This window comes from Micromonospora lupini str. Lupac 08, from assembly GCF_000297395.2.
In the GTDB taxonomy this organism is placed as follows: Bacteria; Actinomycetota; Actinomycetes; order Mycobacteriales; family Micromonosporaceae; genus Micromonospora; species Micromonospora lupini.
Genome location: NZ_HF570108.1, coordinates 2,448,101 through 2,473,134, shown reverse-complemented (window position 1 = coordinate 2,473,134; position 25,034 = coordinate 2,448,101). Strand labels below are relative to the sequence as shown.

The window sequence follows — 25,034 nt, the reverse complement described above, 5'->3', positions numbered from 1 at the left end:
CCTCACGCGTCGACCTGCTGTCCGGCCCCACCGTCGAGCACCACCTCGACCCCGGTCCGCACCGGCCCGGACGCGAGCCGACCGGCAGGCGCCGGCTCGGCGGGCACGCGTACGGCACCGGCGGCGGCCAGTTCCCGTTCCAGGTACTCGCAGATCAGGTGGCTGGTCACGAGATGCAGCTCCTGGACGACCTGGCTGTCCGCCGAGGGCACGGCGAGCACCTCGTCGCAGGCGTCGGCGAGCGGGTTGGGGGCAGGCCCGGTGAGCGCCCACGTGGTCAGGCCGGCCTCGCGGGCGGCGTGCGCGGCGGTGAGCAGGTTGGGACTGGTGCCGCTGGTGCTGAGCAGCAACAGGACGTCGCCGGGCCGGCCGTGGGCGCGGACCTGACGGGCGTAGACGTCGGCGTAGCCGTAGTCGTTGGCGATGGCGGTCACGGCGCTGGTCTCGGCGTGCAGGGCGATGGCCGACAGGGGCTGGCGGTCGTCGTGCAGCTTGCCCACCAGCTCGGCGGTGAGGTGCTGAGCCTCGGCGGCGCTGCCGCCGTTGCCGGCCACGAGCAGCCGTCCGCCGCCGGTCAGCCGGTGCGCCAGGTCCGCGCCCCAGCGCGCCAGTTGCGGTTCACACCGGCGGTAGGGCGCCAGTGCCGCGGCGAGGTTGGTCAGGTGCTCGTCGAGCGGGCTGCCCGCCGGCATCAGGCCACCACCCGGGTGGGCCGGCGCACCGCGGCGACCTCACCGTAGACCTCGGCCAGACGTTCCGCGGCGACCGCCCACGAGTAGCGCGACCGGGCCCGCTCCCGCGCCGCCGTGGCGTACCGGAAGCGGCGGATCCGGTCGTCGAGCAGCCGCTGGATCGCGGTGGCGAGGGCCTGCGGATCCCGGGCCGGTACGAGGTCACCGGTCGTGCCGTCGACCACTGTGTCGCGGATGCCGCCGACGGCGGTGCCGACGACCGGCACACCGCACGCCATCGCCTCCAGCGGGGTCAACCCGAACGGCTCGTACCAGGGGGCGGCGACCAGCAGGTCCGCCGAGCGGTACCAGCGGCCCATCTCCTCCCGGGGCACCGCGCCGACCAGGTGCACCCGGTCGGCGACCCCGCACGACTCGGCCAGGGCGCGCAGCCTCCGGGCGTACGGGTCGGTCTCCAGCAGCCCTTCGGGCGGGCCACCGACCACCACACACTCGGCGTCGGGCACCAGCGCCATCGCGCGGACCACCGTCTGGAAACCCTTGCGCTCGACCAGCCGTCCCACGGTCAGGATCCGGGCTCGGCCCGGCTCACGGTCGGCGACCGGCCCGAGCGGGGCGAACGAGGCGAGGTTGACCCCGGAGGGCACGACTGTCATCCGGGACCGGGGCACCCCCATCCGGACCAGCTCCCCGACCTCGTCGCGGCACTGGGCGACCACCCGGTCCACCGAACGGCCCAACTCCCGCTCGTAGGAGATGCGCCGGGCCGGGCTGGTGTCCTGCACGCCCTGGTAACGGCGCTTGACAGTGCCCAGCGCGTGGTACGTCTGCACCACCGGCACCCCGGTCTGCCGACCGGCGGTCAACGCGGCCAGGCCGCTCATCCAGAAGTGCGCGTGGATCACCTCGGGCGTCCAGTCCCCGCCGCGCCACCGCTCGACAAGCCACCTGCTGAACTCCCGCATGTGCGGTAGCAGCGCGTCCTTCGCGACCGGCTCGGCCGGACCGGCCGGCACGTGCACCACGTCGTACCCGTCCGGGGCGCGTACGGTCACCGGCAGGTCGAGGGCGTCGCGGCGGGTGTAGACCCGCACGTCGTGCCCGGCGGCGGCGAGCGCGGCGGACAGCTCGGCGACGTGCGTGTTCTGGCCGCCGGCGTCCTCGCCTCCGAGGATGGCGAGCGGGCTGGCGTGCTCCGAGATCATCGCGATCCGCATACTTCCTCCTCCAGCAGCCGGTCCCAGTCAGCGAGGAAACGGTCGAGGCCGTATCTGTCGCGCGCGGCGGCCCGTGCCGCCACGCCGGCCTGACGTGCGGCCGCCGGCTCGGCGATGAACCGGCTGGCGGCGTCGAGCAGGGTGTCCATCCGGGTGGCGAGCGCCCCCGCCTCCGGGGGCACCGCGGTCACCGCCTCGGTGGTGGCGAGCGCGACGACAGGCATGCCGATCGCCATCGCCTCGATGAGGCTGAGCCCGAGGGAGGTCCAGCGGCACAGGTGCAGGTACGCGCGCCGGCGGGCCAACTCGGCGTGCATCCGGTCCTGGGGGACGTCGTCGTGGCTGGTGAGCCGGTCGGCCGGCAACCCGAGGTGGTCGGCGAGGCCTGCCACGCCCATGCCGAACACGTCCAGCGGCGCGATCTCGGCGAAGCGGGGCAGCAGGTCCGTGCCGGTGACCCGGCCCCGCCGCACCGGCTCGTTGATGACCACGGCGAGGCGGTCCAGTTCACCCGTGTACGACACGGACGGCGCGACGATGCCGTGGTCGACCACGCGGGTGCGCGTCGTGCCGGTGTCCCAGAAGATCTGGTTGAACCCGGTGACGTGGGCGACGAGCAGGTCGGCGCGGTCGGCCATCGGGTGGCGGGTGTTCGGCACGTCGCCCTTGGGGGTGTTGTGCTCGACGTAGATGGCGGGCACGTCGCGCCCCGGGCGCCGGCCCAGCCACTGCTCGGCCAGGTCGATCTCCTCCGGCCGTTGCAGGATGACCAGGTCGACGTCGCTGCCGGGCAGGTCGTCGGGGGCCACCTCGACGGCGCTGTCCGGCCACGGGTAGGTGCGGGCCCGGCCGAGGCCGTACGGGCCACGGTCGGGTGTGGTGGGGATCAGGTAGCGGTGGCTGCCGTGCACGAAGGACGTGGTCCAGGAGCCGTGCACGTGCCAGAGCAGGAGGTTCATCGGATGCCACCGCCGCTGGGCAGGAGCGTGCGTACCGCCTCGACCACCTCGGCCGGGTCGACGCCGCTGAGGCAGGGGTGCCCGGGGACCGGGCAGCTCGCCGCGCGGGTGTCCCGGCAGGGCGCGCCCGCGTCGCCGAGCCGGACGGTGGGCACCCGGTAGGGACCCCACTGCCCGAAGGGGACGGTCGGCGCGAACAGGCTCACGACCGGCACCCCGGCCGCGGCGGCCAGGTGCGCGGGCCCGGTGTTGCCGACCACCACGGCGGCGGCGTCGGCGACGAGCCCGGCCAGCCCGGCCAGGTCGGTCCGGCCGCCCAGGTCGGTGCCGCCCGCCGCGGCGACCCGGGCGGTGACCGTACGCTCGTCGGGCCCGCCGGTGACCAGCACCCGATGCCCGGCGGTGGTCAGCGCCGCGGCGATCCGCGCCGCCAGCTCGGTCGGGCAGGCCCGGCTCGAGGCGGCCGAGCCGGGGTGCAGCACCACGTAACCGGGGTCACCGGCGGCGACCGGGCGGGACGCCACGGCGTCGTCCCGGAGCCGGAGCACGGGTTCGTCGCCGACCGGCAGCCGATAGCCGGCGGCGGCGGCGAGGGAGAGCGCCCGCTCGGGTTCGGGGACGCCCACCGGCACCCGGTGGCGGATGTCCACCAGGGAGCCCGGGTAGTCGTCGCTGATCGCGGCGATCCGGGTGATCCCGGCCATCCGCAGCAGCAGCGCGAGCGGCAGGGCGGACTGGTGGAACGACGTGAAGACCACCGCCTCGTCCGCGCCGACGGCGGCGAGGCGGGAGGTCAGGCCCCGCATCGCGTCCGGGTCGACAGGCGCCGGCGCGGGGTCGATCCACGGCAGCGGGTGCTCGATGATCTCGTCGACACCCGGCAGCAGCTCGGCGGCGGCGCGTCCGCGGGGGCCGCAGAGCAGCACCACCCGCCGCGCCCCGGCCGCGACGGCGCGGATCGCCGGCCCGGTGACGAGCACGTCCCCGGCCGAGTCCGAGCGCACCACCAACGCCGTGCCCACCCGCTCGCCGACCTCGGCGGGTTGCACGGCCCGCTGACGGCGCAGGATCTCGTCCACCGCCGAGGGCAGGTCCGCGGCCACCCAGCCGGCGGCGGCGATCTCCTCCGGGCGGGTCACCGCTGTGGGCACCAGCACCCCGGCCGCCCCGGCGGCCAGGGCGGCGGCCACGTCGCGGCCGATGTCGCCCACCAGCACGCAGCGCGAGGCGCTCGTGCCCAGCTCGCGGGCGGCGGCGTACACCAGACCGGGCGCGGGTTTGCGGCAGTCGCATCGGTCGGAGTCGTCGTGCGGGCAGACCAGCCAGGCGTCGAAGCCACCCAGCAGCTCCTCCACGCGGGCGTGCACCGCCCGCATCTGCTCCTCGCTGAAGTAGCCCCGGGCCAGGCCCGACTGGTTGGTCACCACCGCCAGGCGCAACCCGGCGGCCCGCAGCCGGTCCAGCGCCGCCCGCGCCCCCGGGACCGGGCGTACCTTCTCCGGGTCGCCGTTGTACGGCACGTCCTCGATCAGGGTGCCGTCGCGGTCGAGCAGGACCGCGTCGTACAGGACGCCCGCGGTGGGTGCGGCAGGCCCGTGACCAGCCCGACCAGCACCGGCGTACACCCGGGCTGACCTGCGCTGATACGGATCCTCCTGGTCCTGTCGCACAGCCGGCGGGTTCCCGGCGCCCCGAGGAGTAAACGTGGTCGTCGGCGCGGTGGGCCAACGCCACCGGCGGTGCCCCGGGTCGGCCTTACCCGCCACTTCCGAGAAGCTAACCCGCCGGCCCGTTAGCCTCCGTGGCGACGCGGGTATGGGAGCCCAGTGGCGATAGTGGAGAAAGTGATCGACGCTCCCCCGCAGCAGGTGTTCGACGTGCTGGCCGACGGGTGGACGTACAGCGACTGGGTGGTCGGGACCGCGCACGTGCGCGACGTGGACGACGCCTGGCCCCGGGTGGGCAGCCAACTGCACCACCGGGCCGGGCCGTGGCCGTTCTCGTTGCAGGACGCGTCGACGGTGCTCGCCTGCGAGCCGCCGCACCGGCTGGTGCTGCGCGCCGGGCTGTGGCCGGCCGGCGAGGCGATCGTGGCGTTCACCCTGGAACCGGTCGACGGCGGCGCGACCCGCGTCCGCCTCGGCGAGGACTTCGCCGCCGGCCCGCTGCGCTGGGTCCGCAACAAGGCCAACGACCTGGTGCTGCACCTGCGTAACCGGGAGACGTTGGCCCGACTGTCCGACATCGCCACCCGACAGAAGGGCTCCCGGTGACGCAGACGGTGGTGGTGACCGGCGCGAGCGCCGGTGTGGGCCGCGCGGTGGCCTGCGCGTACGCGGCCCGGGGCGCCCGGCTGGCGCTGCTGGCCCGGGGCGCGGCGGGGCTGGCGGCGGCCGAGCGGGAGTGCCTGTCGCTGGGCGCCGCCGACGTGCGGGTGTACCAGGTCGACGTCGCCGACGCGGGCGCCGTGCAGCAGGCCGCCGACGACGTGGTGCACCACTGGGACGGCATCGACGTGTGGATCAACAACGCCATGGTGTCGGTGTTCGCGCCGGCCTGGGAGATCCCGGCCCGCGAGTTCCGCCGGGTCACCGAGGTGACGTACCTCGGCACGGTGCACGGCACCCTCGCGGCGCTGCGGCACATGCGGGCCCGCGGCCGGGGCGCGATCGTGCAGGTGGGCTCCGCGCTGGCCTACCGGGGGATCCCGCTGCAGTCGGCGTACTGCGCGAGCAAGCACGCCGTGCAGGGGTTCAACGACTCGCTGCGGGCCGAGCTGCTGCACGACTGCCCGGGCGTGAAGCTGTCGATGGTGCAGCTGCCCGCCGTGAACACGCCGCAGTTCTCCTGGGTCCGCACCCGCCTGCCCCGGCACCCGCAGCCGGTGCCGCCGATCTTCGCGCCCGAGGTGGCGGCGCGGGCCATCGTGTGGGCCGCCGACCGGGGCACCCGGGAGCTGAACGTGGGCGGCCCGACGTGGCAGGCCCGGCTGGGCGACATCCTGTTCCCCGGCCTGCTGGACCGCAAGCTGGCCCGCGACGGGTACGACAGCCAGCAGACCGGCGACGAGATCGACCCGGCCACCTGGCGGGACAACCTGGACCACCCCGGCGACGACGACCGGGACCGGGGCGCGGCGGGCATCTTCGGCGACCAGGCGCGGCGGCGCTCGGCGGCGCTCTGGGTGGGCACCCACAAACCGGCGGTGTCCGGCCTCGCCCTCGCCGGCGTCGCGATGGCCCTCACCGCGATGGCCCGCCGCCTGCGCTGAGCGTGTCGCCACCTGCGGCCGGCCCGACCGACGGGGAGCCTTTTCAATCCGGATCGGGCAACTGGCTACCCTCTCAGGTAGTCCAGTCCGCAAACCGAGGATGTCCGACATGATCGAGCCCGTCCAGCTGCCGTCGCCGTGGCGAGACGCACACCTGACAGTCGTCGTGCCCACCTACAACGAGGCGGGCAACCTCCCGGCGCTGGTCGAGCGGCTGCTCGCGCTACCGCTGCCGGGGCTGCGCATCCTCGTCGCCGACGACAACTCCCCCGACGGCACCGGCGAGGTGGCCGACAAGCTGGCCATCGAGTATCCGGAGCGGATCGAGGTGATGCACCGGGCCGGCAAGGAGGGCCTGGGTCGGGCGTACGTCGACGGGATGAGCCGGGCTCTCGAGGGCGGCGCCGAGTTCGTGGCGCAGATGGACGCGGACCTGTCGCACCCGCCGGAGGCGCTGCCGGGAATGCTCGGCGCGCTGCTGTCCACCCAGGCCGGCGTGGTGATCGGCTCCCGGTACGTGCCCGGTGGTGAGCTGGACGAGAACTGGCCGCTGTACCGGCGTGCGCTCAGCGGCTGGGCGAACCTCTACGTGCACACGCTGCTGCGGGTGCGCATCCGGGACCTGACCGCCGGCTTCAAGATCTGGCGGGCCGACGCGCTGAAGGACATCGGCCTGCACCGGGTGCAGTCCAACGGTTACAGCTTCCAGGTCGAGATGCACTACCTGGCCACCAAGCTGGGGCACACGATCCTGGAGGTCCCGATCCGCTTCGAGGAGCGGCGCGACGGCGTCTCCAAGATGACCACGGCGACCAAGGTCGAGAGCGCCCTGATGCCGTTCCGCCTCCGCAGCAAACACCGCAACATCACGAACTGACCCCTCCCCCGTGTTGATCAAGAGGTTTGCGTCGCCGGCGAGCCGGAATCCGACGCAAACCTCTTGATCACCGAGGCGGGGTCCGGTCAGGTGGGGTAGATCGCCCGGTTCGCCGTGGAGATGACCTTCGCGTAGGCGGCGCCCGTCAGGGCGCGGTCGCGGGCCAGGGCCGCGCGGGCCGCGTTCGCGCCCGGGGCACCGTGCACCCCACCGCCCGGGTGCGCCGACGAGCTGGCCAGAAAGAGCCGGTCCACCGGGGTGTCCGCCCGGCCCAGGCCGGGAATCGGGCGCAGGAACAGCTGCTGGTACGCGGCGGCGGTGCCCCCGCCGAGCGCGCCCCCCACCAGGCTCGGGTCGCCCTTCTCCAGGTCGGCGGGCCCGGCCACGTGCCGGCCCACGATGAGCTGCCGGAAGCCCGGGGCCGCCGCCTCCAGCACGTCCTCCATGCGCTGCACGTGCCCGGCGATCTCCTCGGCCCGCCAGTCGTGCCGGAACGGCAGATGGGTGTACGACCAGAGCGACTCGGTGCCCGGGGGCGAGTGGCTGGGGTCGGCCACGGACATCTGCCCGACCAGGAGGAACGGGTCACGGGGCAGTTCGCCGCGGGCCAGCTCGCCGGCGTAGCGGGTCAGTCCGTCGAGGTCCGCGCCGAGATGCACCGTGCCGGCGCCGGCGATGTCCCGGTTGGTCCACGGCACCGGGGCGGAGAGCGCCCAGTCCACCTTCAGCGTCGAGCCGTCCCACCGGAAGTGCGCCAGGTCCTCGACGAGTCGTGACGGCAGCGCCGCCGCCCCGACGAGGTCGAGGTAGAGGGCCGGGGCCGGCACGTCGGCGAGGACGGCCCGACGGGCCCGCCACAGCGCGCCGCCCACGGTGCGCACGCCCATCGCCCGGCCGCGTGCGGTGAGCACCCGGTCGACCCGCGCGCCGTAGAGGATGCGGCCACCGCGTTCCTCCAGGCGGGCCACAAGCGCGTTGGTGATCTGCCGCGCGCCGCCGTCGGGCACCGGCCAGCCGACCTGCTGGCCGAGCATGGCCAGGAGCCAGCCGTACACGCCGGAGCCGGCCTCCTCGGGGGACAGGTCGGTGTGCAGGGCGCAGCCCGCCAGCAGCGCCGGCCCGCCGGGGCCGTCGAAGAGCTCGTCGCCGAGCTTGCGCACCGGCACCACGAGTCGCCGCGCCAGCCGCAGGGCGCCCGCGATCCGCAGCCGGCGTAGCAGGCCCAGCCCGCCGCGTACCGGCGGGAACGGCGTGGTGATGGTGGTCAGCATCGGCTCGGCCACGTCGAGCCAGTCGGTGTACGCGTTCAGCCAGCGCTTGCCGTCGCCGGGCGCGAACTGTTCCAGCGAGGCCGCCGTGACGTCCGGGTCCCGGTTGATCACTGCCGCCCGGCCGTCGGGCAGCAGGTGCGCCAACACGTCCGGGGAGTGCCGCCAGGACAGCCCGTACGCGCCCAGGTCGAGGCCGTCCAGCACGGGCGAGGCGTACCCCAGGGGGTAGAACGAGCTGTAGAGGTCGCTCAGGTAGCCCGGCGCGGTCACCTCGGCGGACTGGACCGCGCCGCCGGGCACGGCGGTCGCCTCCAGCACCACCACGTCCCAACCGGCGTCGGCCAACAGGTTCGCCGCAACGAGGCCGTTGTGCCCGGCTCCGACGACGACGGCGTCCGCGCTCTGCGCGCCGGTGGTAGTCACCCGATCCGCCTACCCGGCGCACAACCGGGCGAAACGCGTTTGCCTCGCCGGGGCGGGGGCATCCAGCGCCGCATGTACACGGTTGCGCAACTGGTGGGCGGGGTGTGGGGCGCGGGCGGCGCCGGCGGCGAGCTGGTCGTCCACGATCCGGCGGATGGCGAACCGGTCAGCTCGGTGCCGGTCGCGACGGCCGACGAGGTTGGCAAGGCGACGCAGGCGGCCCGGAACGCGGCCGGGCAGTGGGCGGCGACCGCGCCGGCGGAGCGGGCGGCGGCGCTGCACCGGGCCGCGGACGCCGTCGCGGCGGTCACCGACGAGTTGGCGGCCGCGGTCACCGCGGAGATGGGCAAGCCGCTCGCGGACGCCCGCGGCGGCGTCGAGGCGGGCATCGGCACGCTGCGACAGTACGCGGAACTGGCTCCCCTGCGCGGCGGGCGGACGCTGAACGGCGCACTGGACGCGGTGGACTTCCTGACTCCGCAGCCGCGCGGCGTGGTCGCCGCCATCACCCCCTGGAACGATCCGGTGGCGGTCTCCTGCGGCCTGCTCGGCGCGGCGCTTGTCACCGGCAACGTGGTGCTCTACAAGCCCAGCGAGCGGACTCCGGCGACGGGCTGGCTGCTGGCGCGGGCCCTGGACGAGGCGCTGCCGGCCGGCGTGCTGTCCCTGCTCACCGGTGGACCGGAGGTCGGCGCGGCGCTTGCCGCACAGGACGTGGACGTGGTCGCGCACGTCGGGTCCACCGCCACCGGGCGGAAGATCGCCGCCGCGGCGGCCCGTACCGGCGCCAAGGTGCTGCTGGAGAACGGCGGCAGCGACCCGCTTGTCGTCGACGCGGGTGTCGATCCCGAGTGGGCGGCGGAGCAGGCCGCGCTCGGGGCGTTCGCGAACGCCGGGCAGATCTGCGTCGCGGTGGAGCGGATCTACGTGCACCGGGACGTGGCCGACGACTTCGTGGCCGCGCTGGTGCGGCGGGCCGCGGCTCTGCGGGTGGGGCCGGGCCGGGACCCGGGCACCGAGCTGGGCCCGCTTGTCGACAGGCGGCACCGTGACCACGTGCACGGGCAGGTGAGCGCGGCGGTGGCGGCCGGCGCGCGGGTGCGTACCGGCGGGGAGGTGCCGGACGGGCCGGGGGCGTACTACCCGGCGACAGTGGTCACCGACTGCCGGCACGACATGGTGCTGGTGCGGGAGGAGACGTTCGGGCCGGTCGCCCCGGTGGTGGTGGTCGACTCCTTCGACGAGGCGTTGACCTGCGCCGGAGACTCCCCGTACGGGCTGGCGGCCACCGTACTGACCGCGTCGATGAGCCATGCGCAGCGGGCCTGGCGGGAGCTGCCGGTGGGCACCGTGAAGGTCAACTCGGTGTTCGGCGGGGCGCCCGGCGGCGCCGCGCATCCGCGTCGGGCCAGTGGGCAGGGCTTCGGGTACGGCCCGGAGCTGCTGGACGAGTTCAGCGCCGTGAAGGCGGTGCACATCGAGGCGCCCGGCGGCGGGCACTGGTGAACGGTACGGGCGGACGCAGGGGTGGCGCGTCCGCCCGTACCGCGCTGGGTGTGGGTCAGTCGCCGCGAGCCTTGCGGGTGGCCCGGTCGTTGGCCTTCTCGATGGCCGTGACCAGCTCCGGCTTGGTCATGCTCGACCGGCCGGGTACGTCCAGCCTGCGGGCCACCGACATGAGGTGGTCCTTGCTGGCGTTGGCGTCCACCCCACCCGCGGTGGGTGCGCGCCGCTCCGGGCCGCCGCCGGCGGCCTGGCGATCGCTCGGGCCCTTGCGGCCCTTCGGCTCCCAGTGGTCGCCCACCTTCTCGAACTGGTGCTTCACCGCCGCGAAGGCGGTGCGGTGCGACCGCTCGCCCTCGCCGTAGGTCTCCACCGCCGAGTCGTGTGTCTTCTCCCAGGTGCGCTGCGCCTTGTCTGGGGAGCGCCGCAGCGTGCTGGGCAGGTCTTCGCGCCCGGGCATCTCGTCCTCCTCCGTGTCGACAGCGTGACTGTGAGGATTCCCCGCGGGTGCGACGACAAACCACGGTGTCCCCGCGGGCGGGACGGCACGCCATGGCGGCGCCGGCGCCGGTTTGTCGATGTCCCACGGTGGGTACCGGCCCGGCCAGGCCCGACCGGACGACCGGTCATCCGGTGGCCGGGGCACAGGGAGCGGGCATGACGACCACGGAGCCCGGTACGACACGCGCCGGCACGCCGGGCGAGCGGGTGCCCCGCCGGATGCGACAGCTGAGCTGGCGGACCTGGCGTGGGGTGCTGGTCCGCAGCGTGCAGAACTTCGTCAACGACAACTGCTCCGACTGGGCCGCCGCGCTCACCTACTACGGCGTGCTGGCGCTCTTCCCGTCCGCCATCGTCGTGGTGGCCCTGGTCGGTCTGGTCTCCGACGGCGAGCGGACCCTGGACACGGTCGTCGACCTCGCCCGGCAGGTGGGTGCCGGGTCGGTGGTGGCCGACGAGGACGGCGGCATGATCGGGGTGATCCGGGCCGTCGTGGTGCAGCAGAGCAACGTCAAGGTGCTGCTGAGCTTCGGTCTGCTCGGCGCCCTGTGGTCGGCGTCGGGCTTCATCGGGGCGTTCACCCGCGCCTCCAACGCGATCTACGGGGTGACCGAGGGCCGGCCGGTCTGGAAGCTGCGTCCGGTGCAGATCGGCCTGGCCGCGGTGACGTTGCTGCTGCTCGCGGTGGTCGCCCTCGCGCTGATCGTCAGCGGCCCGGTCACCGACGCGGTCGGCGACCTGATCCACGCCGGTGGCCTGGCCCGCACGGTGTGGAGCGTGGCGAAGTGGCCGGTGCTCGCCATGGTCATGATGGTGCTGCTGTCCCTGCTGTTCTGGATCGCGCCGAACGTGCGCCAACCCCGCTTCCGCTGGCTCACCCCCGGCGGCGCGGTGGCCCTGGTCTCCTGGGCTGCCGTGTCCTTCGGCTTCGGCCTCTACGTGACCAACTTCGCCGCCTACGACACGACCTACGGGAGCCTGGGCGCGGCCATCGCGTTCCTGGTCTGGCTCTACCTGTCCAACTCGGCACTGATGCTCGGCGTGCAGATCAACGCCGAGGTGCAGCGGGGACGGCAGTTGCAGGCGGGCGATCCGGACCCGGAGGAGCCGGTGCTGCCGCCGCGCAGGCCCGCCGACTCCTGAGCGCCTGTTGTCCGCCCGGATGTCCGACCGCCGGGCCGGTTCGTGACCCGGTGCCGGTTTACCCGCCGGGGTGCCGGGTAGCGCAGAAGGCATGGAGCGTGGCAACAGCAAGCACGGACCGAGGATCGACGAGCAGATGAGCCAGGAGGTCAGCGGCCTCGTCCAGGGGCCGGGGACCGGTGGCTCTCGGGTCGACGAGTCCCGGGTGCCGGAACCGGCCGGCGAGGACCAGCCGGAGACCACCACGGCCCCGGCGGGCGACCTGCGCACCGGCACCCCGCAGGGGATGAGTTCCACAGACGTCGAGCAGCGCAGCCGGCTCGGCCGGTTCATCTCGATGAGCGCGCTGCCGGGTGACCGACTGGTGCTCATCGCCAGCGCCCGTGAGAACGAGGCGCCGGACGACATCGTGGCGGCGCTGGAACGCCTGCCCGAGGGCACCGAGTACCAGACGGTCTCCGAGGTGTGGGCCGCGCTCGGCCACAAGAACGAGACAACCCGCTGGTGAGCAGGATCGTCCCCCGATCCGGTCCTCACCCGCGACTGAAGGAGGATTCCTGATGAGTGGCGTAACCGAACACGTCGAGGTTGCCGTCCCCGTGCGCACCGCGTACGACCAGTGGACGCAGTTCGAGGAGTTCCCCCAGTTCATGGAGGGCGTGCAGGAGGTCCGGCAGCTCTCCGAGACGATGACCCACTGGACGGTGGACATCGCCGGCGTGAAGCGTGAGTTCGACGCCGAGATCACCGAGCAACTGCCCGACGAGCGGGTCGCCTGGCGCTCCACGGGCGGCACCCAGCAGGCGGGTGTGGTGACCTTCCACCGCCTGGACGAGGCCAAGACCCGCGTCACCCTCCAGCTCGAGTTCGAGCCGCACGGGGTGGTCGAGCAGGCCGGCGACAAGCTCGGCATCGTCGACCGGCGGGCCAAGGGCGACCTGGAGCGGTTCAAGACGTTCATCGAGCGGCGCGGTCAGGAGACCGGCGCCTGGCGTGGCTCGGTGGACCGCCCGCAGCCGTGATCCCTCGCACCAACGACGATGGCCGCCGGATGTCCGGCGGCCATCGTGGCGTTCCGGCCCGACCGACGCCAGTTTGCGATCATCACGCCCGGGTACGGCTGATGTCATGACGGACGACAGGGTGTGGCGCGACGAGGAACGGCTTCCGCTGGAGGAGTTGGAGCGCGCCGTGGCGGGCTCCAGCATCGACGGGCAGGCCGACGACGTGACCGGCAACGACGCCGGTGAGGAGGCTGCCTTCGGGCACGGGCCGGCGGCGGCCGACCGCGACGGTCAGGCCGAGGGCGCGGGGCGGGAGCCGACCGACCCGCAGCGTGCCTACCGCCCGTCGACGACCGGACGGACCGGACCGGACAACGGATAGTCCGCGTCGGGCGCGGCGGTCCGCTCCGGCCCGCTTCCGGCGACGCCGGTCCGCCCCGACCCGGCGGCGGGCCGGCGGGCGCCCAGCTCGTAGAGCAGGATCAGCGCCAGCGCGAGCACCACCAGGGCCGGGCCGAGCACCTGCACGGACACGTTGCTGATCAGCACGCCGAGCCCGCCGGGGACGAGCGCCGCCCCCAGACCGGCGGCCCCGATCTGGAGCCCGATGGCCCGGTCGGCGTGCGCCGCGCCGACCCGGTCGGCGGTGGTGAGGGTGAGCAGCGGAAACACCGGCGCGGCGGCGAAGCCGACCACGACCAGGCCGAGCACCGCCAGCGCCGCCGACCCGGGCACCGCGATCAGCGCCGCACCGACGGCCATACCGGCCAGGCTGACCCGCAACACCGAGCGGGGTCCCAGCCGCTCGGCCACCACGCCCTGCACCACGCGGCCGACGAAGAGGCTTCCCCAGTACGCGGAGACGCAGCCGCCCGCCACGGCGGCGCTCAGACCGCGCCCCTCGGTGAGCAACAGGAACGCCCAGAGTCCGGCGGACACCTCGATGGCCACGTACAGCGCGAAGGCCAGCGCCCCGGACCAGACCGCCGGCAGCCGCAGCGTGGCGAGGACGGGCACCCGGATCGCCGGCACGGCGCCGGTCGCCGCACCGCCCGCCTCGGGAGCGGGATCGCGGCGCTGCCACGCGCGTACGGTGAGCACGAAGGCGATGGCGAGGGCGACCTGGGCGCCGGCCACGATGCCGTACCCCCACCGCCACGTCAGCCCACCGCTGAGCGCCGCCGTCATGATCAGTGGACCGATCGCCACGCCGAGGCCGAAGAAGGCGTGCAGCCAGTTCATGTGTCGCGGGCCGAAGGCCCCGGCGGCGTACGCGTTGAGCCCGGAGTCGACCGCACCGGAGCCCAGCCCGAGCAGCAGCGCGCAGCCCACGAGCACGGCCAGCCCGGGGCTCACGGCGTAACCGGTAAGCGCCAGGCTGGCCAGCAGGGTGCTGCCGGCGAGCAGCGCGCCCACGCCGACGCGGGCCAGCGTGAACCCGGCCAGCACACTGGAGGTGAGATAGCCGACAGTGCCCGCGGTGAGCAGCAGCCCGACCGCCTCGGTGGGTACGCCGAGGTCCGCGTGGATCGACGGCCAGCCGACACCGAGCAGCCCGTCGGGCAGGCCGAGGCTGACGAACGCGAGGTAGGCCAGCAGGAGCAGCGTGGCGCGGGGCGGCGCGGGCGAGGTGGACACGGGAGACCATCCTGCCGCAGCGCACCCTAGCGGAGGCGGGAGCCGCCCGTGCATCGCGACAAGAACTGGTGTCCCGATGGTTGAGAAAGCGGACAGCTCAGCCAGAATCGGCCGATCGGGGGACGGCAAACGGGTCAGTTCGCGTAAGAATTTCGGGATGCATCAAGGCTCCGGAATCCTCTCCACGCGTCAGCGCCGTCTCGCCTGGCTCGGCTTCCTGCTCGCCGCGCTGCAGGCGCCCGTGTCGGCCTGGCTCGTCTCCGACGACTCCTGGCTGTTCAGCCTCTGCGTCGCGCTCATGGTGGCGACCGTGATCATCGCCGACGACGCCGCCCGTCGCCGGCCGGCCAACGCGACAGGCGACTAGGCCTAGCCGTCACCGGTCGGCCGGGCCTCGTGTCCCGGTCGACCCCGGGTGCGGCGGCGCTCCTTCATCTCCGCCTCGTACAGATGACGCCGCCCGCCCACCAACTCGTCGCGGGCCTGCCGGTCCAGCTCGCGGAACAGCGCGTGGTAGCCGTCGTCGAAGTCCTCGACGATCTGGAACGTCCACCGGCCGGCGATCACGTTGCGGCCGAGCAGCTCGGTGTCGATCCGTTCGGCGAGGTGCGGATGGCCGGCGGCACGGAACTGCTCCACCGCGTCGTCGAGCATCAGGTCGGCGTGCCCGATCAGCTGGTGCAGCGAGTACAGGTGCCCACGGGCCCGTTCCACGCACTCCAGGGCCTCGCTGAGCTTGCCCAGCGCGGCGACCGTCTCGTCGCTCACCCCCGCCGGCCGCCGGTGCCGCTCGTCCGGCCCGTCCGTCGGTTCCCCCATCGGTTGCCTCCCTGCTGTCTGCCGCCCACCCGGCGCCGCCGTGCTCTGTGCCACGCTGCGCCGTCCCTTGACTGCTGCCCCGTCTGTCCCGGATCAACCCCCGCGGCCAGCCCCGACTCGTCCGGTGACACAGCCGACACCCGCCGAGCGGCCGAGGCCGACCGGTCACCTGTCGGTTAGCCTCGGTCACCATGCGTGTGTCGTTCAACCGGGTCGCCTCCCGGACCGCCGTCGAGTCGGCGCGGTCCACCCTGGCCGCCCTCACCGTCTCCGTGGGCACGGCCGGCCTCGCCGCCGCCGCCGCGCGTCCCGGACTGCTGGCGCTCGTCGACCAGCACGCCGCCGCCGTGCGGGACAGCCTGGACGGCGACCGGCGGCCGTTGACCGCCGCGACGCTCGCCGGCTACGCCGAGGGCGTACGTGAGGCCGCCCTGGAGCACGGGTGGACGCCGCCGCGGGGCCCGGTGGACTGGAGCGAGCCGGAGTGGCCGCTCGCCCGGCTCGTCGCCGTGTGCGCGCTGGCCCGTTCGCTCGACCGTTCCTGACCGGCCGGTCACCCCGTACACCACTCGCGACGTGGGGAGGACGCCCGCGTGACGCGGACGCCCTCCCCCGCACGGTCGTGCCGTCGCCCCGCTACGGGCGGTACTGCTGGGTCTCGTCGGCCGCACCGGACTGGTACGTGCCGCGCCCACCGGACATCGTCGACTGCTCGTCGACCCGGGGCATGGCCTGGGTCCGGTCGCCGCCACGGTCGGCCATCTGCCGCTCCATGTCACCGCGCCCGGCCGAGGTGGCCCGCCGGTGCTCCTGCACCGCCCGGGCTTCCTGGGCGGCCCGGTCGAGCCAGCCGTCCCAGCGGTTCTGCATCGGCTTCACCAGACCACCGCCGACGCCGACGATCAGGATTCCGGCGACCGTGGCGAGCACCGCGATCAGCACCGGAGTGGTGACAGTGGTGGCGATGCCCACCTGGTTCAGCGCGGCGATCACGCCGAGCGCGATGATGAAGATCGCCGTCAGGTCGGCCAGGACCTTGCCGTACGAGAGTCCGCCCAGCGCCCCGGTGACCAGATCCCGGGCGGCGTTGGCGATCGCGGCCGCGACCACCACGATGACGATCGCGATGAACGCGCGCGGCAGCCAGGCCACCACACCGCTGATCAGGTCACTGATCGCGTTGGGCCCCCAGACTCCGAAGGCGAACTGCAGGGTGAACAGCAGGACGGCGTAGTACGCCAACCTGGCCAGGATGTCGCTGGCGTCGTACTTCGTTCTCTCGAGTGCCCGTTTGATGCCTCCGCGTTCGACCGCCTGGTCGAAGCGCACCCGTTCCAGCACCGCATCCACGATCTTGAGGACCGCTCTGGCGATGAGCCAGCCGACCACGAGGATGACGATGAAGGCCACTGCCTTCGGGATGAAGAGCAGCACCGACCTCCAGGTGTCGGCGATGGCATCGCCGATGTCGGCCTGCCGAACCGCGAGGGTTTTCAGCATGATGTCCCTCCTGTCGCATGGACTGCGCCGGGCGCATACCCGGCCACCGGTACGGCAGTCCGCGCGGCTCGCTGCCATTTTTCCGACAAGTCGACCAACAGGGGCCCTGACCTGCCCGAACAGGCATCCCGCCGAGGTCGGCCGCGACCCGCGCACATGATCGGATGCGGCTGGCCGACGGCCGGCTAGGCTGCGAACATGCCAGGAACGGTCGGGCGAGTCCCCACGCCAGCAATCCCGGTCCCCGGCGCATCCACCGGGCCCGGTGCGGCCGCTGCGCTCGACCACGACTGGTCCGACACTCCCCTCGGGCCGCGTGCGAGGTGGGATCCGGCGGTCCGTGCCGTGGTCGAGCTGATCCTCGCCTCGCCGATGCCGATGGCTCTGGCGTACGGCGACGACCTCGTCCTGCTCTACAACGACGGCTACGCCGAGTTGTTGGGGAGCAAGCACCCGGCTGCCCTCGGCCGCCCGGCCGCCGAGGTGTACGCGGAGGTCTGGGCGCTGCCCGGCTTCGGTGACGTGATCGAGCGCGCCTACCGGCAGGGTGTGCCGTTCCTGGAGAAGGAGTCCACGCTCCCCCTGGTCCGGGACAGCTCCGGGGTGGTCGAGCAGGTGGTCTTCACCCGGGGGCACTCGGCCGTACGGGACAGCGCCGGGCAGATCGTGGGGATCCTGACGGTCGCCGCCGAAACCACCCACGTGACCGAGCAGTTGCAGAGTCTCAGCGAGGTCGCCGCCGCGCTCGCCGGCACCCTCACCCTCGACGACGTGGCTCGCGTCGCGCTGCGCCACACCATCACCACGTTCGACGCCGACCGGGTCGCGTTCGTGGTCGACGAGGGTGGCGGCGGCTGGCGGATGGTGCGTCGGGTCCGTGGCGAGCTGATGGACGAGGCCGACGAGCGGTTGCCGCCGCTGTGGCGGCGGGCGCCTGCGGACTGGTCGAGCCCGGTCGCGCTCGCGGCCCGCTCGGGTGAGCCGTCGTTCACCCGCGACGGGCAGCCGCTGCGCGAGACCGCCGTGGACCGTCACGACCAGAAGGTCCGGTCGATGGCCGTGCTGCCGCTGGGCACGTCGGTGATCCGGGGTGGGTTGACGGTCGGTTACCAGGTCCCGCACTCCTGGTCGGCCGCCGAGCGGGCACTGCTGGCCGCCTCGGCCGAGCTGATCGGTCAGGCCGCGGAGCGGGCACGGCGGTTCGAGACCCAGCACGGCACCGCCCAGTTGCTGCAGCGCAGCATGCTGCCGGAGCACCTCCCCGACCTGCCCCGACTGCGGATCGCGGCCCGCTACGACCCGGGGGTGGACGGCAACGCGGCCGGCGGCGACTTCTACGACGCGTTCCTGCTGCCCACCGGCGCGCTGGGCGTGGTGCTGGGCGACGTCGCCGGGCACGACGTGCAGGCGGCGGCGCGGATGGGGCAGGTGCGGGCGGCACTGCGGGCGCTGGCCCTGGCCGACCCCGCGCCGGACGCGGTGCTGGCCGGGCTGGACCGGCTGGTGACAAGCCTCGGCGTGGAGGCCGGCACCCACGAACTGTTCGTCACCGTGGCGTTCGGGGTCATCGACGCCGAGCGGCGGGAGCTGACCCTGGCCAGCGCCGGTCATCCCGCTCCACTGATCCGGCGCTGCGCCGCGGACGGCCGGTCGCACGCCGAGTACGTGGAACTGCCGACCGGTCCCCCGCTGGGGCTGGGTGGGCGGCCGACTACCGTCACTGTCGCGTTCCCGCCCGGCGACACCCTCCTGCTGTTCAGCGACGGGGTGGTGGAGCGTCGGCGACAGAGCCTCACCGCCGGGCTGGACGCCCTGGGCGACGCCGTGGCCAAGGCCGGCACGAGTGACCCGCGCGCCCTCTGCGCGGTGGCGACCGCCGCGGTGTCCGGCGGCACCGAGGACGACGTGGCCGTGCTGGCGGTCGAGCACGCGCTCAAGCCGAGCCGGTCGACGGCGATGGAGATGCCGGCCGAACCGACCGCGCCCAGCCGGGTCCGGCACTGGATGACCGGCCAGCTCACCGAGTGGCAGGTGCCCGAGTCGGTGATCGGCGCGGCGGTGCTCTGCACCAGCGAGCTGACCACCAACGCGCTGCTGCACGCCGGCACGGCCGCCCGCGTGGAGATCGACCTCAGTCCGGAGCGGCTGCTGGTCTCGGTCGCCGATTCCGGGACCCGAGGCACCGTGACCCGGGCCCGCACCGACACGTTGAGCAGTCGCGGGCGCGGGTTGGGCCTGATCGAGGAGCTGAGCGACGCCTGGGGCACCGACCCGTCGGTGCGCGGTTCGACGGTCTGGTTCGAGATCCTCGTCCCGCCGGCCGAGTCTCGCTGAGGTCGGCCGGCCCGCCGGGAATCCCGGACGAATCAGCCGGCCGCCGAACGGGTAGGAGTGCGCCCATGGCCACCGAACAACCCCACGGGGTGCTCTTCGACATCGACGGGACGCTCGTCGACACCACCTACCTGCACACGGTGAGCTGGTGGGAGGCGCTGCGCCAGGCCGACCACCCGGTGCCGATGGCGACCGTGCACCGCTCGATCGGGATGGGCTCGGACAAGCTGCTGGACCACCTGCTCGGCCCGGAGCGCGACCGCGACGACGACCCGAAACTGCGCGAGGCGCACGACACCCTGTACACCGAGTACTGGGAACGGCTGACTCCACTGCCCGGTGCGGTGGACCTGCTGCGGGCGTGCGCCGAGCGGGGGCTGCGGGTGGTGCTCGCCACCTCCGCCGCGGAACACGAGGTGGGTGCGCTGCGCCGGGCCCTGAACGCCGACGACGTGGTGGACACCGTGACCTCCTCGGCGGACGCGCAGGAGAGCAAGCCGGCGCCGGACATTCTCGAGGCGGCACTGGAGCAGTCCGGTCTGAGCGCCGAGCGCGTCGTCTTCGTCGGCGACTCGGTCTGGGACGTCGCCGCGGCCGGCAAGCTGGACATCCCGTGCGTCGGCTTGACCTGCGGCGGCACCAGCCGGGGGGAACTCGCCGGCGCCGGCGCGGTGGCCGTGTACGACGACCCGGCCGCGCTCCTGGCCGAGCTGGCGGATTCCCCGCTCACCCGGCCGAGGTGAGACTCACTCCGGTTCACCGCGACGCACACGCATAGCCGGAAGTCTTCCGGGGCATGGTCTGTGGCCACCTGCCCGCACCGCGCGGGTGCGGCGAGAGGTGGTGTCCGTGGAGCCGGTAGACGTCGCGTTCGCGCTGGTGGGAGTGGGCGCACTGCTCGCGGGCATCCTGCCCCGGGTGTTGGAGCGCCGCCCACTGTCCATGCCGATCGCGTTCCTCGCCCTCGGCATGCTGGTCTTCCTCCTGCCGGTCGGGCTGCCGACACCGGATCCGCTGGCCCACCCCGAGCTGACCACCCACCTGACCGAGATCGGGGTGATCGTCGCCCTGATGGGCGCCGGGTTGAAGATCGACCGGCCGTTGAGCTGGGCCCGGTGGTCGTCCACCTGGCGGCTGCTGGTCATCGCGATGCCGCTGTGCATCGCGGCGGTGGCGCTGCTCGGATGGTGGTGGGCCGGCCTGGTGCCGGCCGCGGCGCTGCTGTTGGGCGCCGCGCTCGCGCCCACCGATCCGGTGCTCGCCGCCGACGTGCAGGTCGGCGAGCCCACCGACGTGGAGGATTCCGAGGACGAGGTCCGCTTCGCCCTGACCTCGGAGGCGGGCCTCAACGACGGGCTGGCGTTCCCGTTCGTCTACGCGGCCATCGCGATCGCCTCGACCAGCCTCGCTCCGCGCGCGTGGCTGGCCGAGTGGTTCACCGTCGACGTGCTCTGGAAGGTGGGCGTCGGTGTGGGCGGCGGCCTGCTCATCGGCTGGCTGCTCGGCAAGCTGTTCTTCCGGGCGCCCAGCGAGTTGCGGCTGGCCCGGCACGCCGAGGGTTTCCTGGCACTGGCCGCCACCTTCCTCGCATACGGGCTGGTGGAGGTGGCCGGCGGGTACGGCTTCCTGGCGGTGTTCGTGGCCGCGCGCGCCATCCGCGCCGCCGAACGGACCCACGAGTTCCACTCGGTGCTGCACGACTTCGCCGAGCAGGTCGAGCGGCTGCTCACCCTGGTGTTGCTGCTGCTTCTCGGCGGCGCGATCGTGGGCGGGTTGCTCGGCCCGCTGACCTGGCCGGCCGCGGCCGTCGGGCTGGCGCTGGTCTTCCTGGTCCGGCCGGCTCTCGGCTGGCTGTCGCTACGCGGAGCGCCGGGCCGACCGGCCGAGCACTGGGTGATCTCGCTGTTCGGCATCCGTGGCGTCGGCTCGTTCTACTACCTGGCGTACGCCACCACGAAGGCGGACTTTCCGCAGGCGGAGCTGCTGTGGGCGACCGTCGGGCTGGTGGTGCTCGTCTCCGTGGTGGTGCACGGCGTAGCGGCGACGCCGGTCATGCAGTTGCTGGATCGGAAGGGCGAGCGGACCGAGGACCCGTCCGAACGGGACGAGTCCGCCCAGCCCGTCGCCGCCGCCGGGCACCCCTGAGCGCGAGCGGCCGGGCGGCGGCGGTCAGCCCAGGCGGGCCGCCAGCGCCCGGCCGAGGTCGCGGCCCGAGCGCCAGGCGCTCTGCACGCGGGGCTTGCCGAACGCGTCGCCGGCCAGGCCGATCCCGTCGGTGTCGAGGTGGTGGGTGTTGCCGGTGACGTCACCGGCCGGCTTGGCGTACGTCCAGCGGTGCACGTGCACGTCGGTGGCCTCCTCGGCCAGTCCCAGCAGGTCCCGCACGGCCTGCTCGATCGCCGGTCCGGCGCCGGAGGGCTGGGCCAGGTGCCCGGCGGCGAACTCCGGCACGGTGTGGGCCACCAGCACCGGCGCGTCGTCACCGCGCCGGTCGCCGTCGTCGCAGATGAGGTTGAGCACCGGGTGGTCGTTGACGAACGCGCCGTGGAAGCGCGGCCAGCGCCGGGACGGGAAACGCAGCACCGCGGCCAGGGTCGGCGACCAGGTCTGCGCCTGTACGACACGGGTGGCGTCGGCCAGGGCGGGATCGAGCAGCAGGGCGGCCTGCGGCCCCGGCATGGCCAGGACGGCCGCCGCGCACGGCTCGCCGTCGACGGCCGGGCCGGGCTCCACGGCGAGCACCAACCGGTCGACGGTCACCGGCACCGCGCCGGCCAGGTTCTCGACAAGCGACCGCAGCCCGCGCGGCGCGGCGTAGCGCAGCGGACCGGGCACGTCGTGGCGGCCGTTCGTGTCGTACGACCAGAAGGTGTCGGTCCACTCCCGGACCAGGCCGGCGGCACGCCACTCGTCGACCACTGCGGCGAAGTCCGGGTCGCTGGCGGTGAAGTACGCGGCGCCGGTGTCGGCGGGCCGGCCGTCGAAACGTTTGCTGGCCATCCGGCCGCCGCAGACGTGCCCCCGTTCACGGACCTGCACCGGCACCCCGGCCCGGACCAGCTCCACCGCACAGGTCACCCCGGCGATGCCCGCCCCGACCACCACCACGCCCGAGGAGTTCACGCTCATCAGGTGATCGTAGGTGCGACTGTCGCCGCGGACCGGCATGAACCGGCGGCGATCGGGGTACTGGCACACCTGTTCGAAGAAAGGGTGATGATGATGACGGACCGCAGCAACGATCAGCCCGACCCGCGCGGCGCGATCAAGGACCCGGACGAGTGGGTCACCGGCGACGAGCCGCCCACGGCGGCCCAGGAGTCGTACCTGGCCACGCTGGCCCGGGAGGCGGACGCGACACTGCCGGACGACCTGACCAAGGCCGAGGCGTCCAAGCGGATCGACGAGCTCCAGGCCGAGACGGGCCGCGGCCAGTAGGCAGAACCGGTTCAGGGACGCGGCAGGGTGTGCAGCCGGACGCGCGTCAGGCAGGCCCCGGCCGTCTCGGCCTCCAGGTAGGTGGCGTGCGGCTGGGAGCGGCGGTCGGTGGGCGACCCGGGGTTGAGCAGGCGCAGCCCACCGGGCGCCACGCTGTCCCACGGGATGTGCGAGTGCCCGAAGACCAGCAGGTCGACGTCGGGGAAGCGGGCCGCGCACCGCTGCTCCCGGCCGGTGCGGGGGCCCGTCTCGTGCACCACGGCGACCCGCAGCCCGTCGAGGTCGACGCGGGCCACCTCCGGCAGCCGGGCGCGCAGCGCCGGGCCGTCGTTGTTGCCGTACACGCCGATGAGCCGTCGCGCGCGGGCGGTCATCGCGTCCAACAGCGACTCGTCGACCCAGTCGCCGGCGTGCAGCACCACGTCCGCCGCCTCGATCGCCGTCCACAGCGGCCCCGGGAGGTCCCGGGCTCGCTTCGGGAGATGCGTGTCCGCCGTGAGCACCAGCCTCATGCGGGCATCATCCCCCGAACCGGGCCCGTCCACCCGGGGACGCTCGGGGGCGTTCGCTCCGGGCAGTTCAGCGCGACATCGGGGTGAAGTACGCCGGCGGCATGCCGCGATCGCGCAGCGCCGGGTTCTGTTCGACGTCACTGAGCACACCGGCGGCGTTGATCAGGCCGATGTGCGAGAAGGCCTGAGGAAAGTTGCCCAGTTGCTCCCCGGTCGACGGGTCGATCTGCTCGGCGAACAGCCCGAGGTCGTTGAGCCGCCCGGCCAGCGCCTCGAACAACTCGTGCGCCCGGTCCCGCTCACCGGCGAGCGCCAGGCAGCACACCAACCAGAACGAGCAGATGACGAACCCCGCCGGGTCGCCGTCCCAGCGCCGCAGCAGGCCGTCGTGCGACAGCTGCCCCTCCACCGCGAGGGTCGTCGAGCGCATCCGCGGGTCGTCGGCCGGGAGGAACCCCACCAGCGGCATGATCAGCACCGACGCGTCCAGCTCCTCGGACTCGAAACTGCCGGTGTACGCCCCGAGCCGGTCGCTCCATCCCCGGTCCAGCACCGCCGCACGCACCTCGTCGCGGGCGGCCGCCCAGCGGGCCACGTCCGACGGCTCACCGAGCCGTTCGCCGAAGCGGACCGCCCGGTCCAGGGCCACCCAGCACTGCACCTTCGAGGACACGTGGTGGCGTTGGATCCCGCGCTCCTCCCACATCCCCGCGTCCGGCAGCTTCCAGTCCCGCTCCGCCTGGTCGGCGAGGGACCGGAGCAGGTGGTAGACGTCCGGCTCCAACGGCTCCAGCCGATCGCGCATCAGCCAGGCGGCGTCCAACGCCTCGCCGTAGATGTCGTTCTGTCGCTGCCGCCACGCGTCGTTGCCGATCATCACCGGCGGGCTGTCGCGGTAACCGGCGAGCTGATCCAGGCGGTGCTCGGTGAGGTCGCGCTCCCCCAGCACCCCGTACATGATCGGCACCGGCTCCTCGTCGGTCCGGCCCATCGCCCGACCCAGCCAGGTGAACTGCCGCTGCACCTCGTCGTAACAGGCGGTCCGCCACAGCGCCCGCAGCGTCAGGGTGAAGTCGCGCACCCAGACGTAGCGGTAGTCGTAGTTCCGGTCCCCGCCGAGCTTCTCCGGCAGCGAGGTGGTCACCGAGGCGACCACCGCTCCGCTGGGTCGGTACGTCATGCCCTGCACCACCAGCGCGCTGCGCCGCACCTGCTCGGCGTAGATCCCGTGGTACTCGTGCTGCCGGACCCAGGAGCGCCATCCCTCGGCCGTGTCGGCGATCGTCTGGTCGGCCTCGGGGACCTGCGGCGGCTGCGCGTCGTACGTCGGGGCGTACCCGAGGGCGAAGTTGTGGGTCGTGCCGGCGCGGACGGCGAACGTCGCGGTGGCCTCGCCGTCACCGTAGTCCAGCCGCACGTCGCTGACGAGCGTGAGCCGGCTGGCCCCGCCGACGGCCTCCACCGCCCCGTCCCGCTCGACGAGGAACGGCGTGGTGCGCCCGTACTCGAAGCGGGGTCGGTAGTGCACCACCATCGGCACCTCGCCGGAGAGACCCCGCACGCTGCGGACCAGCACCTGGGGTGAGCGCAGCCCCACGTCGTGCTCGCGCGCGCCGGGCTCCAGGGCGAGCGCGTCGGTCAACTCCACCTCGCCCTGGGCGGTGCGGAAGACGGTCCGCAGCACCAGGGTGCCCTCGAGGTAGCAGCGTTCGACTGTGAAGTCCCCCTCCGGGCGGATCGACCAGTGTCCGGCGTCCTCGCCGATCAGCCGCGCGAACACCGACGGCGCGTCGAACCGACCCGGGCACCACCAGTTCACCGAGCCGGCGCGGTCCACCAACGCCGCCGTGCGGCCGTCGGCGAGGAAACCGTGGTCGCTGATCTGTCCGGTCTGCACCCACCTGCCTACCCGGACCGTCCGCGCACATGCCT

General features: G+C 73.8%; 26 protein-coding genes. 14 read left to right on the top strand and 12 right to left on the bottom strand.

The window, feature by feature from the left end; genetic code table 11:
- Positions 1 to 2: 2 nt before the first annotated feature.
- Genes MILUP08_RS12460 through MILUP08_RS12445 form a run of 4 tightly spaced genes read right to left on the bottom strand, consistent with a single transcriptional unit; the run spans position 3 to position 4,538 of the window.
- Positions 3 to 695: a D-sedoheptulose-7-phosphate isomerase gene (locus MILUP08_RS12460; protein WP_039905886.1), complete on the bottom strand. Its 693-nt coding sequence runs from the start codon at positions 693 to 695 to the stop codon at positions 3 to 5.
- The gene (locus MILUP08_RS12455) at positions 692 to 1,909 is read right to left on the bottom strand and encodes a glycosyltransferase (RefSeq protein WP_007458090.1); all 1,218 of its coding nucleotides are present in this window, start codon (positions 1,907 to 1,909) and stop codon (positions 692 to 694) included. The genes MILUP08_RS12460 and MILUP08_RS12455 overlap by 4 nt, the downstream gene beginning before the upstream one ends.
- A complete protein-coding gene (locus MILUP08_RS12450; protein WP_007458089.1) occupies positions 1,894 to 2,868 on the bottom strand; it encodes a glycosyltransferase family protein in 975 nt (324 codons plus the stop codon). The genes MILUP08_RS12455 and MILUP08_RS12450 overlap by 16 nt, the downstream gene beginning before the upstream one ends.
- Positions 2,865 to 4,538 (bottom strand): HAD-IIIA family hydrolase, encoded by a 1,674-nt coding sequence (locus tag MILUP08_RS12445; RefSeq protein ID WP_039905884.1) that lies wholly within the window; start codon positions 4,536 to 4,538, stop codon positions 2,865 to 2,867. The genes MILUP08_RS12450 and MILUP08_RS12445 overlap by 4 nt, the downstream gene beginning before the upstream one ends.
- Positions 4,539 to 4,694: 156 nt before the next feature.
- Here MILUP08_RS12445 and MILUP08_RS12440 point away from each other — a divergent pair, with 156 nt between their 5' ends.
- The 3 genes from MILUP08_RS12440 (at position 4,695) to MILUP08_RS12430 (ending at position 7,016) form a co-directional block, all read left to right on the top strand.
- Entirely contained in the window at positions 4,695 to 5,141 is a 447-nt protein-coding gene (locus tag MILUP08_RS12440) for an SRPBCC family protein (protein WP_007458085.1), read from the top strand.
- A complete protein-coding gene (locus MILUP08_RS12435; RefSeq protein WP_007458083.1) occupies positions 5,138 to 6,139 on the top strand; it encodes an SDR family oxidoreductase in 1,002 nt (333 codons plus the stop codon). Before MILUP08_RS12440 ends, MILUP08_RS12435 begins: the two co-directional genes overlap by 4 nt.
- Before the next feature lie 109 nt (positions 6,140 to 6,248).
- Complete coding sequence (locus tag MILUP08_RS12430; RefSeq protein ID WP_007458081.1) at positions 6,249 to 7,016, top strand: polyprenol monophosphomannose synthase; 768 nt, start codon at positions 6,249 to 6,251, stop codon at positions 7,014 to 7,016.
- Between the two features lie 86 nt (positions 7,017 to 7,102).
- On the opposite strand, the gene MILUP08_RS12425 is transcribed toward MILUP08_RS12430, so the two are convergent.
- Positions 7,103 to 8,710 (bottom strand): phytoene desaturase family protein, encoded by a 1,608-nt coding sequence (locus tag MILUP08_RS12425; RefSeq protein WP_007458080.1) that lies wholly within the window; start codon positions 8,708 to 8,710, stop codon positions 7,103 to 7,105.
- A 72-nt stretch (positions 8,711 to 8,782) separates the two neighbouring features.
- Between MILUP08_RS12425 and MILUP08_RS12420 the strand changes: the two genes are divergently transcribed.
- Positions 8,783 to 10,216, top strand: a complete 1,434-nt coding sequence (locus MILUP08_RS12420; protein WP_007458079.1) for an aldehyde dehydrogenase family protein — start codon at positions 8,783 to 8,785, stop codon at positions 10,214 to 10,216.
- A gap of 55 nt (positions 10,217 to 10,271) precedes the next feature.
- On the opposite strand, the gene MILUP08_RS12415 is transcribed toward MILUP08_RS12420, so the two are convergent.
- Positions 10,272 to 10,673: a ChaB family protein gene (locus tag MILUP08_RS12415; protein ID WP_007458078.1), complete on the bottom strand. Its 402-nt coding sequence runs from the start codon at positions 10,671 to 10,673 to the stop codon at positions 10,272 to 10,274.
- A 197-nt stretch (positions 10,674 to 10,870) separates the two neighbouring features.
- Here MILUP08_RS12415 and MILUP08_RS12410 point away from each other — a divergent pair, with 197 nt between their 5' ends.
- The 4 genes from MILUP08_RS12410 to MILUP08_RS12395 all read left to right on the top strand — a co-directional run bounded on the left by MILUP08_RS12410 (position 10,871) and on the right by MILUP08_RS12395 (position 13,243).
- Complete coding sequence (locus MILUP08_RS12410) at positions 10,871 to 11,857, top strand: YihY/virulence factor BrkB family protein (protein WP_007458077.1); 987 nt, start codon at positions 10,871 to 10,873, stop codon at positions 11,855 to 11,857.
- 91 nt (positions 11,858 to 11,948) lie between these two features.
- A complete protein-coding gene (locus MILUP08_RS12405; protein WP_007458076.1) occupies positions 11,949 to 12,365 on the top strand; it encodes a DUF2795 domain-containing protein in 417 nt (138 codons plus the stop codon).
- A gap of 52 nt (positions 12,366 to 12,417) precedes the next feature.
- Positions 12,418 to 12,879 (top strand): SRPBCC family protein, encoded by a 462-nt coding sequence (locus MILUP08_RS12400; protein WP_007458075.1) that lies wholly within the window; start codon positions 12,418 to 12,420, stop codon positions 12,877 to 12,879.
- Between the two features lie 106 nt (positions 12,880 to 12,985).
- Positions 12,986 to 13,243, top strand: coding sequence for a hypothetical protein (locus MILUP08_RS12395; RefSeq protein ID WP_007458074.1), 258 nt, complete (start codon positions 12,986 to 12,988; stop codon positions 13,241 to 13,243).
- Here the strand turns inward: MILUP08_RS12395 and MILUP08_RS12390 are convergent.
- Positions 13,198 to 14,499: an MFS transporter gene (locus MILUP08_RS12390; RefSeq protein ID WP_007458073.1), complete on the bottom strand. Its 1,302-nt coding sequence runs from the start codon at positions 14,497 to 14,499 to the stop codon at positions 13,198 to 13,200. The two genes, MILUP08_RS12395 and MILUP08_RS12390, sit on opposite strands and share 46 nt — an antisense overlap.
- Before the next feature lie 157 nt (positions 14,500 to 14,656).
- On the opposite strand from MILUP08_RS12390, the gene MILUP08_RS12385 reads away from it, so the two are divergent.
- Positions 14,657 to 14,866, top strand: coding sequence for a hypothetical protein (locus MILUP08_RS12385; RefSeq protein ID WP_039905880.1), 210 nt, complete (start codon positions 14,657 to 14,659; stop codon positions 14,864 to 14,866).
- 2 nt (positions 14,867 to 14,868) lie between these two features.
- Here the strand turns inward: MILUP08_RS12385 and MILUP08_RS12380 are convergent, their stop codons facing one another.
- Entirely contained in the window at positions 14,869 to 15,318 is a 450-nt protein-coding gene (locus MILUP08_RS12380) for a hypothetical protein (RefSeq protein WP_007458069.1), read from the bottom strand.
- Positions 15,319 to 15,509: 191 nt separating this feature from the next.
- Here MILUP08_RS12380 and MILUP08_RS12375 point away from each other — a divergent pair, with 191 nt between their 5' ends.
- A complete protein-coding gene (locus MILUP08_RS12375) occupies positions 15,510 to 15,863 on the top strand; it encodes a DUF6401 family natural product biosynthesis protein (RefSeq protein WP_007458067.1) in 354 nt (117 codons plus the stop codon).
- A 91-nt stretch (positions 15,864 to 15,954) separates the two neighbouring features.
- On the opposite strand, the gene MILUP08_RS12370 is transcribed toward MILUP08_RS12375, so the two are convergent.
- Positions 15,955 to 16,818, bottom strand: coding sequence for a mechanosensitive ion channel family protein (locus tag MILUP08_RS12370; protein ID WP_007458065.1), 864 nt, complete (start codon positions 16,816 to 16,818; stop codon positions 15,955 to 15,957).
- Between the two features lie 198 nt (positions 16,819 to 17,016).
- Here MILUP08_RS12370 and MILUP08_RS12365 point away from each other — a divergent pair, with 198 nt between their 5' ends.
- The 3 genes from MILUP08_RS12365 (at position 17,017) to MILUP08_RS12355 (ending at position 21,297) form a co-directional block, all read left to right on the top strand.
- Entirely contained in the window at positions 17,017 to 19,152 is a 2,136-nt protein-coding gene (locus tag MILUP08_RS12365; RefSeq protein WP_039905879.1) for an ATP-binding SpoIIE family protein phosphatase, read from the top strand.
- 65 nt (positions 19,153 to 19,217) lie between these two features.
- The gene (locus tag MILUP08_RS12360) at positions 19,218 to 19,895 is read left to right on the top strand and encodes an HAD family hydrolase (protein WP_007458060.1); all 678 of its coding nucleotides are present in this window, start codon (positions 19,218 to 19,220) and stop codon (positions 19,893 to 19,895) included.
- A 106-nt stretch (positions 19,896 to 20,001) separates the two neighbouring features.
- Positions 20,002 to 21,297: a cation:proton antiporter domain-containing protein gene (locus MILUP08_RS12355; RefSeq protein ID WP_007458059.1), complete on the top strand. Its 1,296-nt coding sequence runs from the start codon at positions 20,002 to 20,004 to the stop codon at positions 21,295 to 21,297.
- Between the two features lie 24 nt (positions 21,298 to 21,321).
- Here MILUP08_RS12355 and MILUP08_RS12350 read toward each other — a convergent pair whose 3' ends face one another.
- Positions 21,322 to 22,260: an NAD(P)/FAD-dependent oxidoreductase gene (locus MILUP08_RS12350; protein WP_039907852.1), complete on the bottom strand. Its 939-nt coding sequence runs from the start codon at positions 22,258 to 22,260 to the stop codon at positions 21,322 to 21,324.
- 114 nt (positions 22,261 to 22,374) lie between these two features.
- On the opposite strand from MILUP08_RS12350, the gene MILUP08_RS12345 reads away from it, so the two are divergent.
- Positions 22,375 to 22,590 carry a DUF3072 domain-containing protein gene (locus MILUP08_RS12345; RefSeq protein ID WP_039905876.1) on the top strand — a complete coding sequence of 72 codons (216 nt, stop codon included), beginning with the start codon at positions 22,375 to 22,377 and terminating at the stop codon, positions 22,588 to 22,590.
- A gap of 11 nt (positions 22,591 to 22,601) precedes the next feature.
- Here the strand turns inward: MILUP08_RS12345 and MILUP08_RS12340 are convergent, their stop codons facing one another.
- Both MILUP08_RS12340 and MILUP08_RS12335 read right to left on the bottom strand, forming a co-directional pair.
- Positions 22,602 to 23,102: a metallophosphoesterase family protein gene (locus MILUP08_RS12340; RefSeq protein WP_007458052.1), complete on the bottom strand. Its 501-nt coding sequence runs from the start codon at positions 23,100 to 23,102 to the stop codon at positions 22,602 to 22,604.
- A gap of 67 nt (positions 23,103 to 23,169) precedes the next feature.
- Positions 23,170 to 24,999 carry a glycoside hydrolase family 15 protein gene (locus tag MILUP08_RS12335; protein WP_007458050.1) on the bottom strand — a complete coding sequence of 610 codons (1,830 nt, stop codon included), beginning with the start codon at positions 24,997 to 24,999 and terminating at the stop codon, positions 23,170 to 23,172.
- Between the last annotated feature and the right edge of the window lie 35 nt (positions 25,000 to 25,034).

Bases quoted from the DNA above. Each gene is read 5' to 3' on its own strand.
- MILUP08_RS12455 (WP_007458090.1), bottom strand. From the start codon at position 1,909: ATGCGGATCGCGATGATCTCGGAGCACGCCAGCCCGCTCGCCATCCTC.
- MILUP08_RS12420 (WP_007458079.1), top strand. From the start codon at position 8,783: ATGTACACGGTTGCGCAACTGGTGGGCGGGGTGTGGGGCGCGGGCGGC.
- MILUP08_RS12400 (WP_007458075.1), top strand. From the start codon at position 12,418: ATGAGTGGCGTAACCGAACACGTCGAGGTTGCCGTCCCCGTGCGCACC.
- MILUP08_RS12380 (WP_007458069.1), bottom strand. From the start codon at position 15,318: ATGGGGGAACCGACGGACGGGCCGGACGAGCGGCACCGGCGGCCGGCG.
- MILUP08_RS12385 (WP_039905880.1), top strand. From the start codon at position 14,657: ATGCATCAAGGCTCCGGAATCCTCTCCACGCGTCAGCGCCGTCTCGCC.
- MILUP08_RS12405 (WP_007458076.1), top strand. From the start codon at position 11,949: ATGGAGCGTGGCAACAGCAAGCACGGACCGAGGATCGACGAGCAGATG.
- MILUP08_RS12430 (WP_007458081.1), top strand. From the start codon at position 6,249: ATGATCGAGCCCGTCCAGCTGCCGTCGCCGTGGCGAGACGCACACCTG.
- MILUP08_RS12415 (WP_007458078.1), bottom strand. From the start codon at position 10,673: ATGCCCGGGCGCGAAGACCTGCCCAGCACGCTGCGGCGCTCCCCAGAC.
- MILUP08_RS12370 (WP_007458065.1), bottom strand. From the start codon at position 16,818: ATGCTGAAAACCCTCGCGGTTCGGCAGGCCGACATCGGCGATGCCATC.
- MILUP08_RS12365 (WP_039905879.1), top strand. From the start codon at position 17,017: ATGCCAGGAACGGTCGGGCGAGTCCCCACGCCAGCAATCCCGGTCCCC.
- MILUP08_RS12395 (WP_007458074.1), top strand. From the start codon at position 12,986: ATGACGGACGACAGGGTGTGGCGCGACGAGGAACGGCTTCCGCTGGAG.
- MILUP08_RS12410 (WP_007458077.1), top strand. From the start codon at position 10,871: ATGACGACCACGGAGCCCGGTACGACACGCGCCGGCACGCCGGGCGAG.
- MILUP08_RS12340 (WP_007458052.1), bottom strand. From the start codon at position 23,102: ATGAGGCTGGTGCTCACGGCGGACACGCATCTCCCGAAGCGAGCCCGG.
- MILUP08_RS12450 (WP_007458089.1), bottom strand. From the start codon at position 2,868: ATGAACCTCCTGCTCTGGCACGTGCACGGCTCCTGGACCACGTCCTTC.
- MILUP08_RS12360 (WP_007458060.1), top strand. From the start codon at position 19,218: ATGGCCACCGAACAACCCCACGGGGTGCTCTTCGACATCGACGGGACG.
- MILUP08_RS12345 (WP_039905876.1), top strand. From the start codon at position 22,375: ATGACGGACCGCAGCAACGATCAGCCCGACCCGCGCGGCGCGATCAAG.
- MILUP08_RS12375 (WP_007458067.1), top strand. From the start codon at position 15,510: ATGCGTGTGTCGTTCAACCGGGTCGCCTCCCGGACCGCCGTCGAGTCG.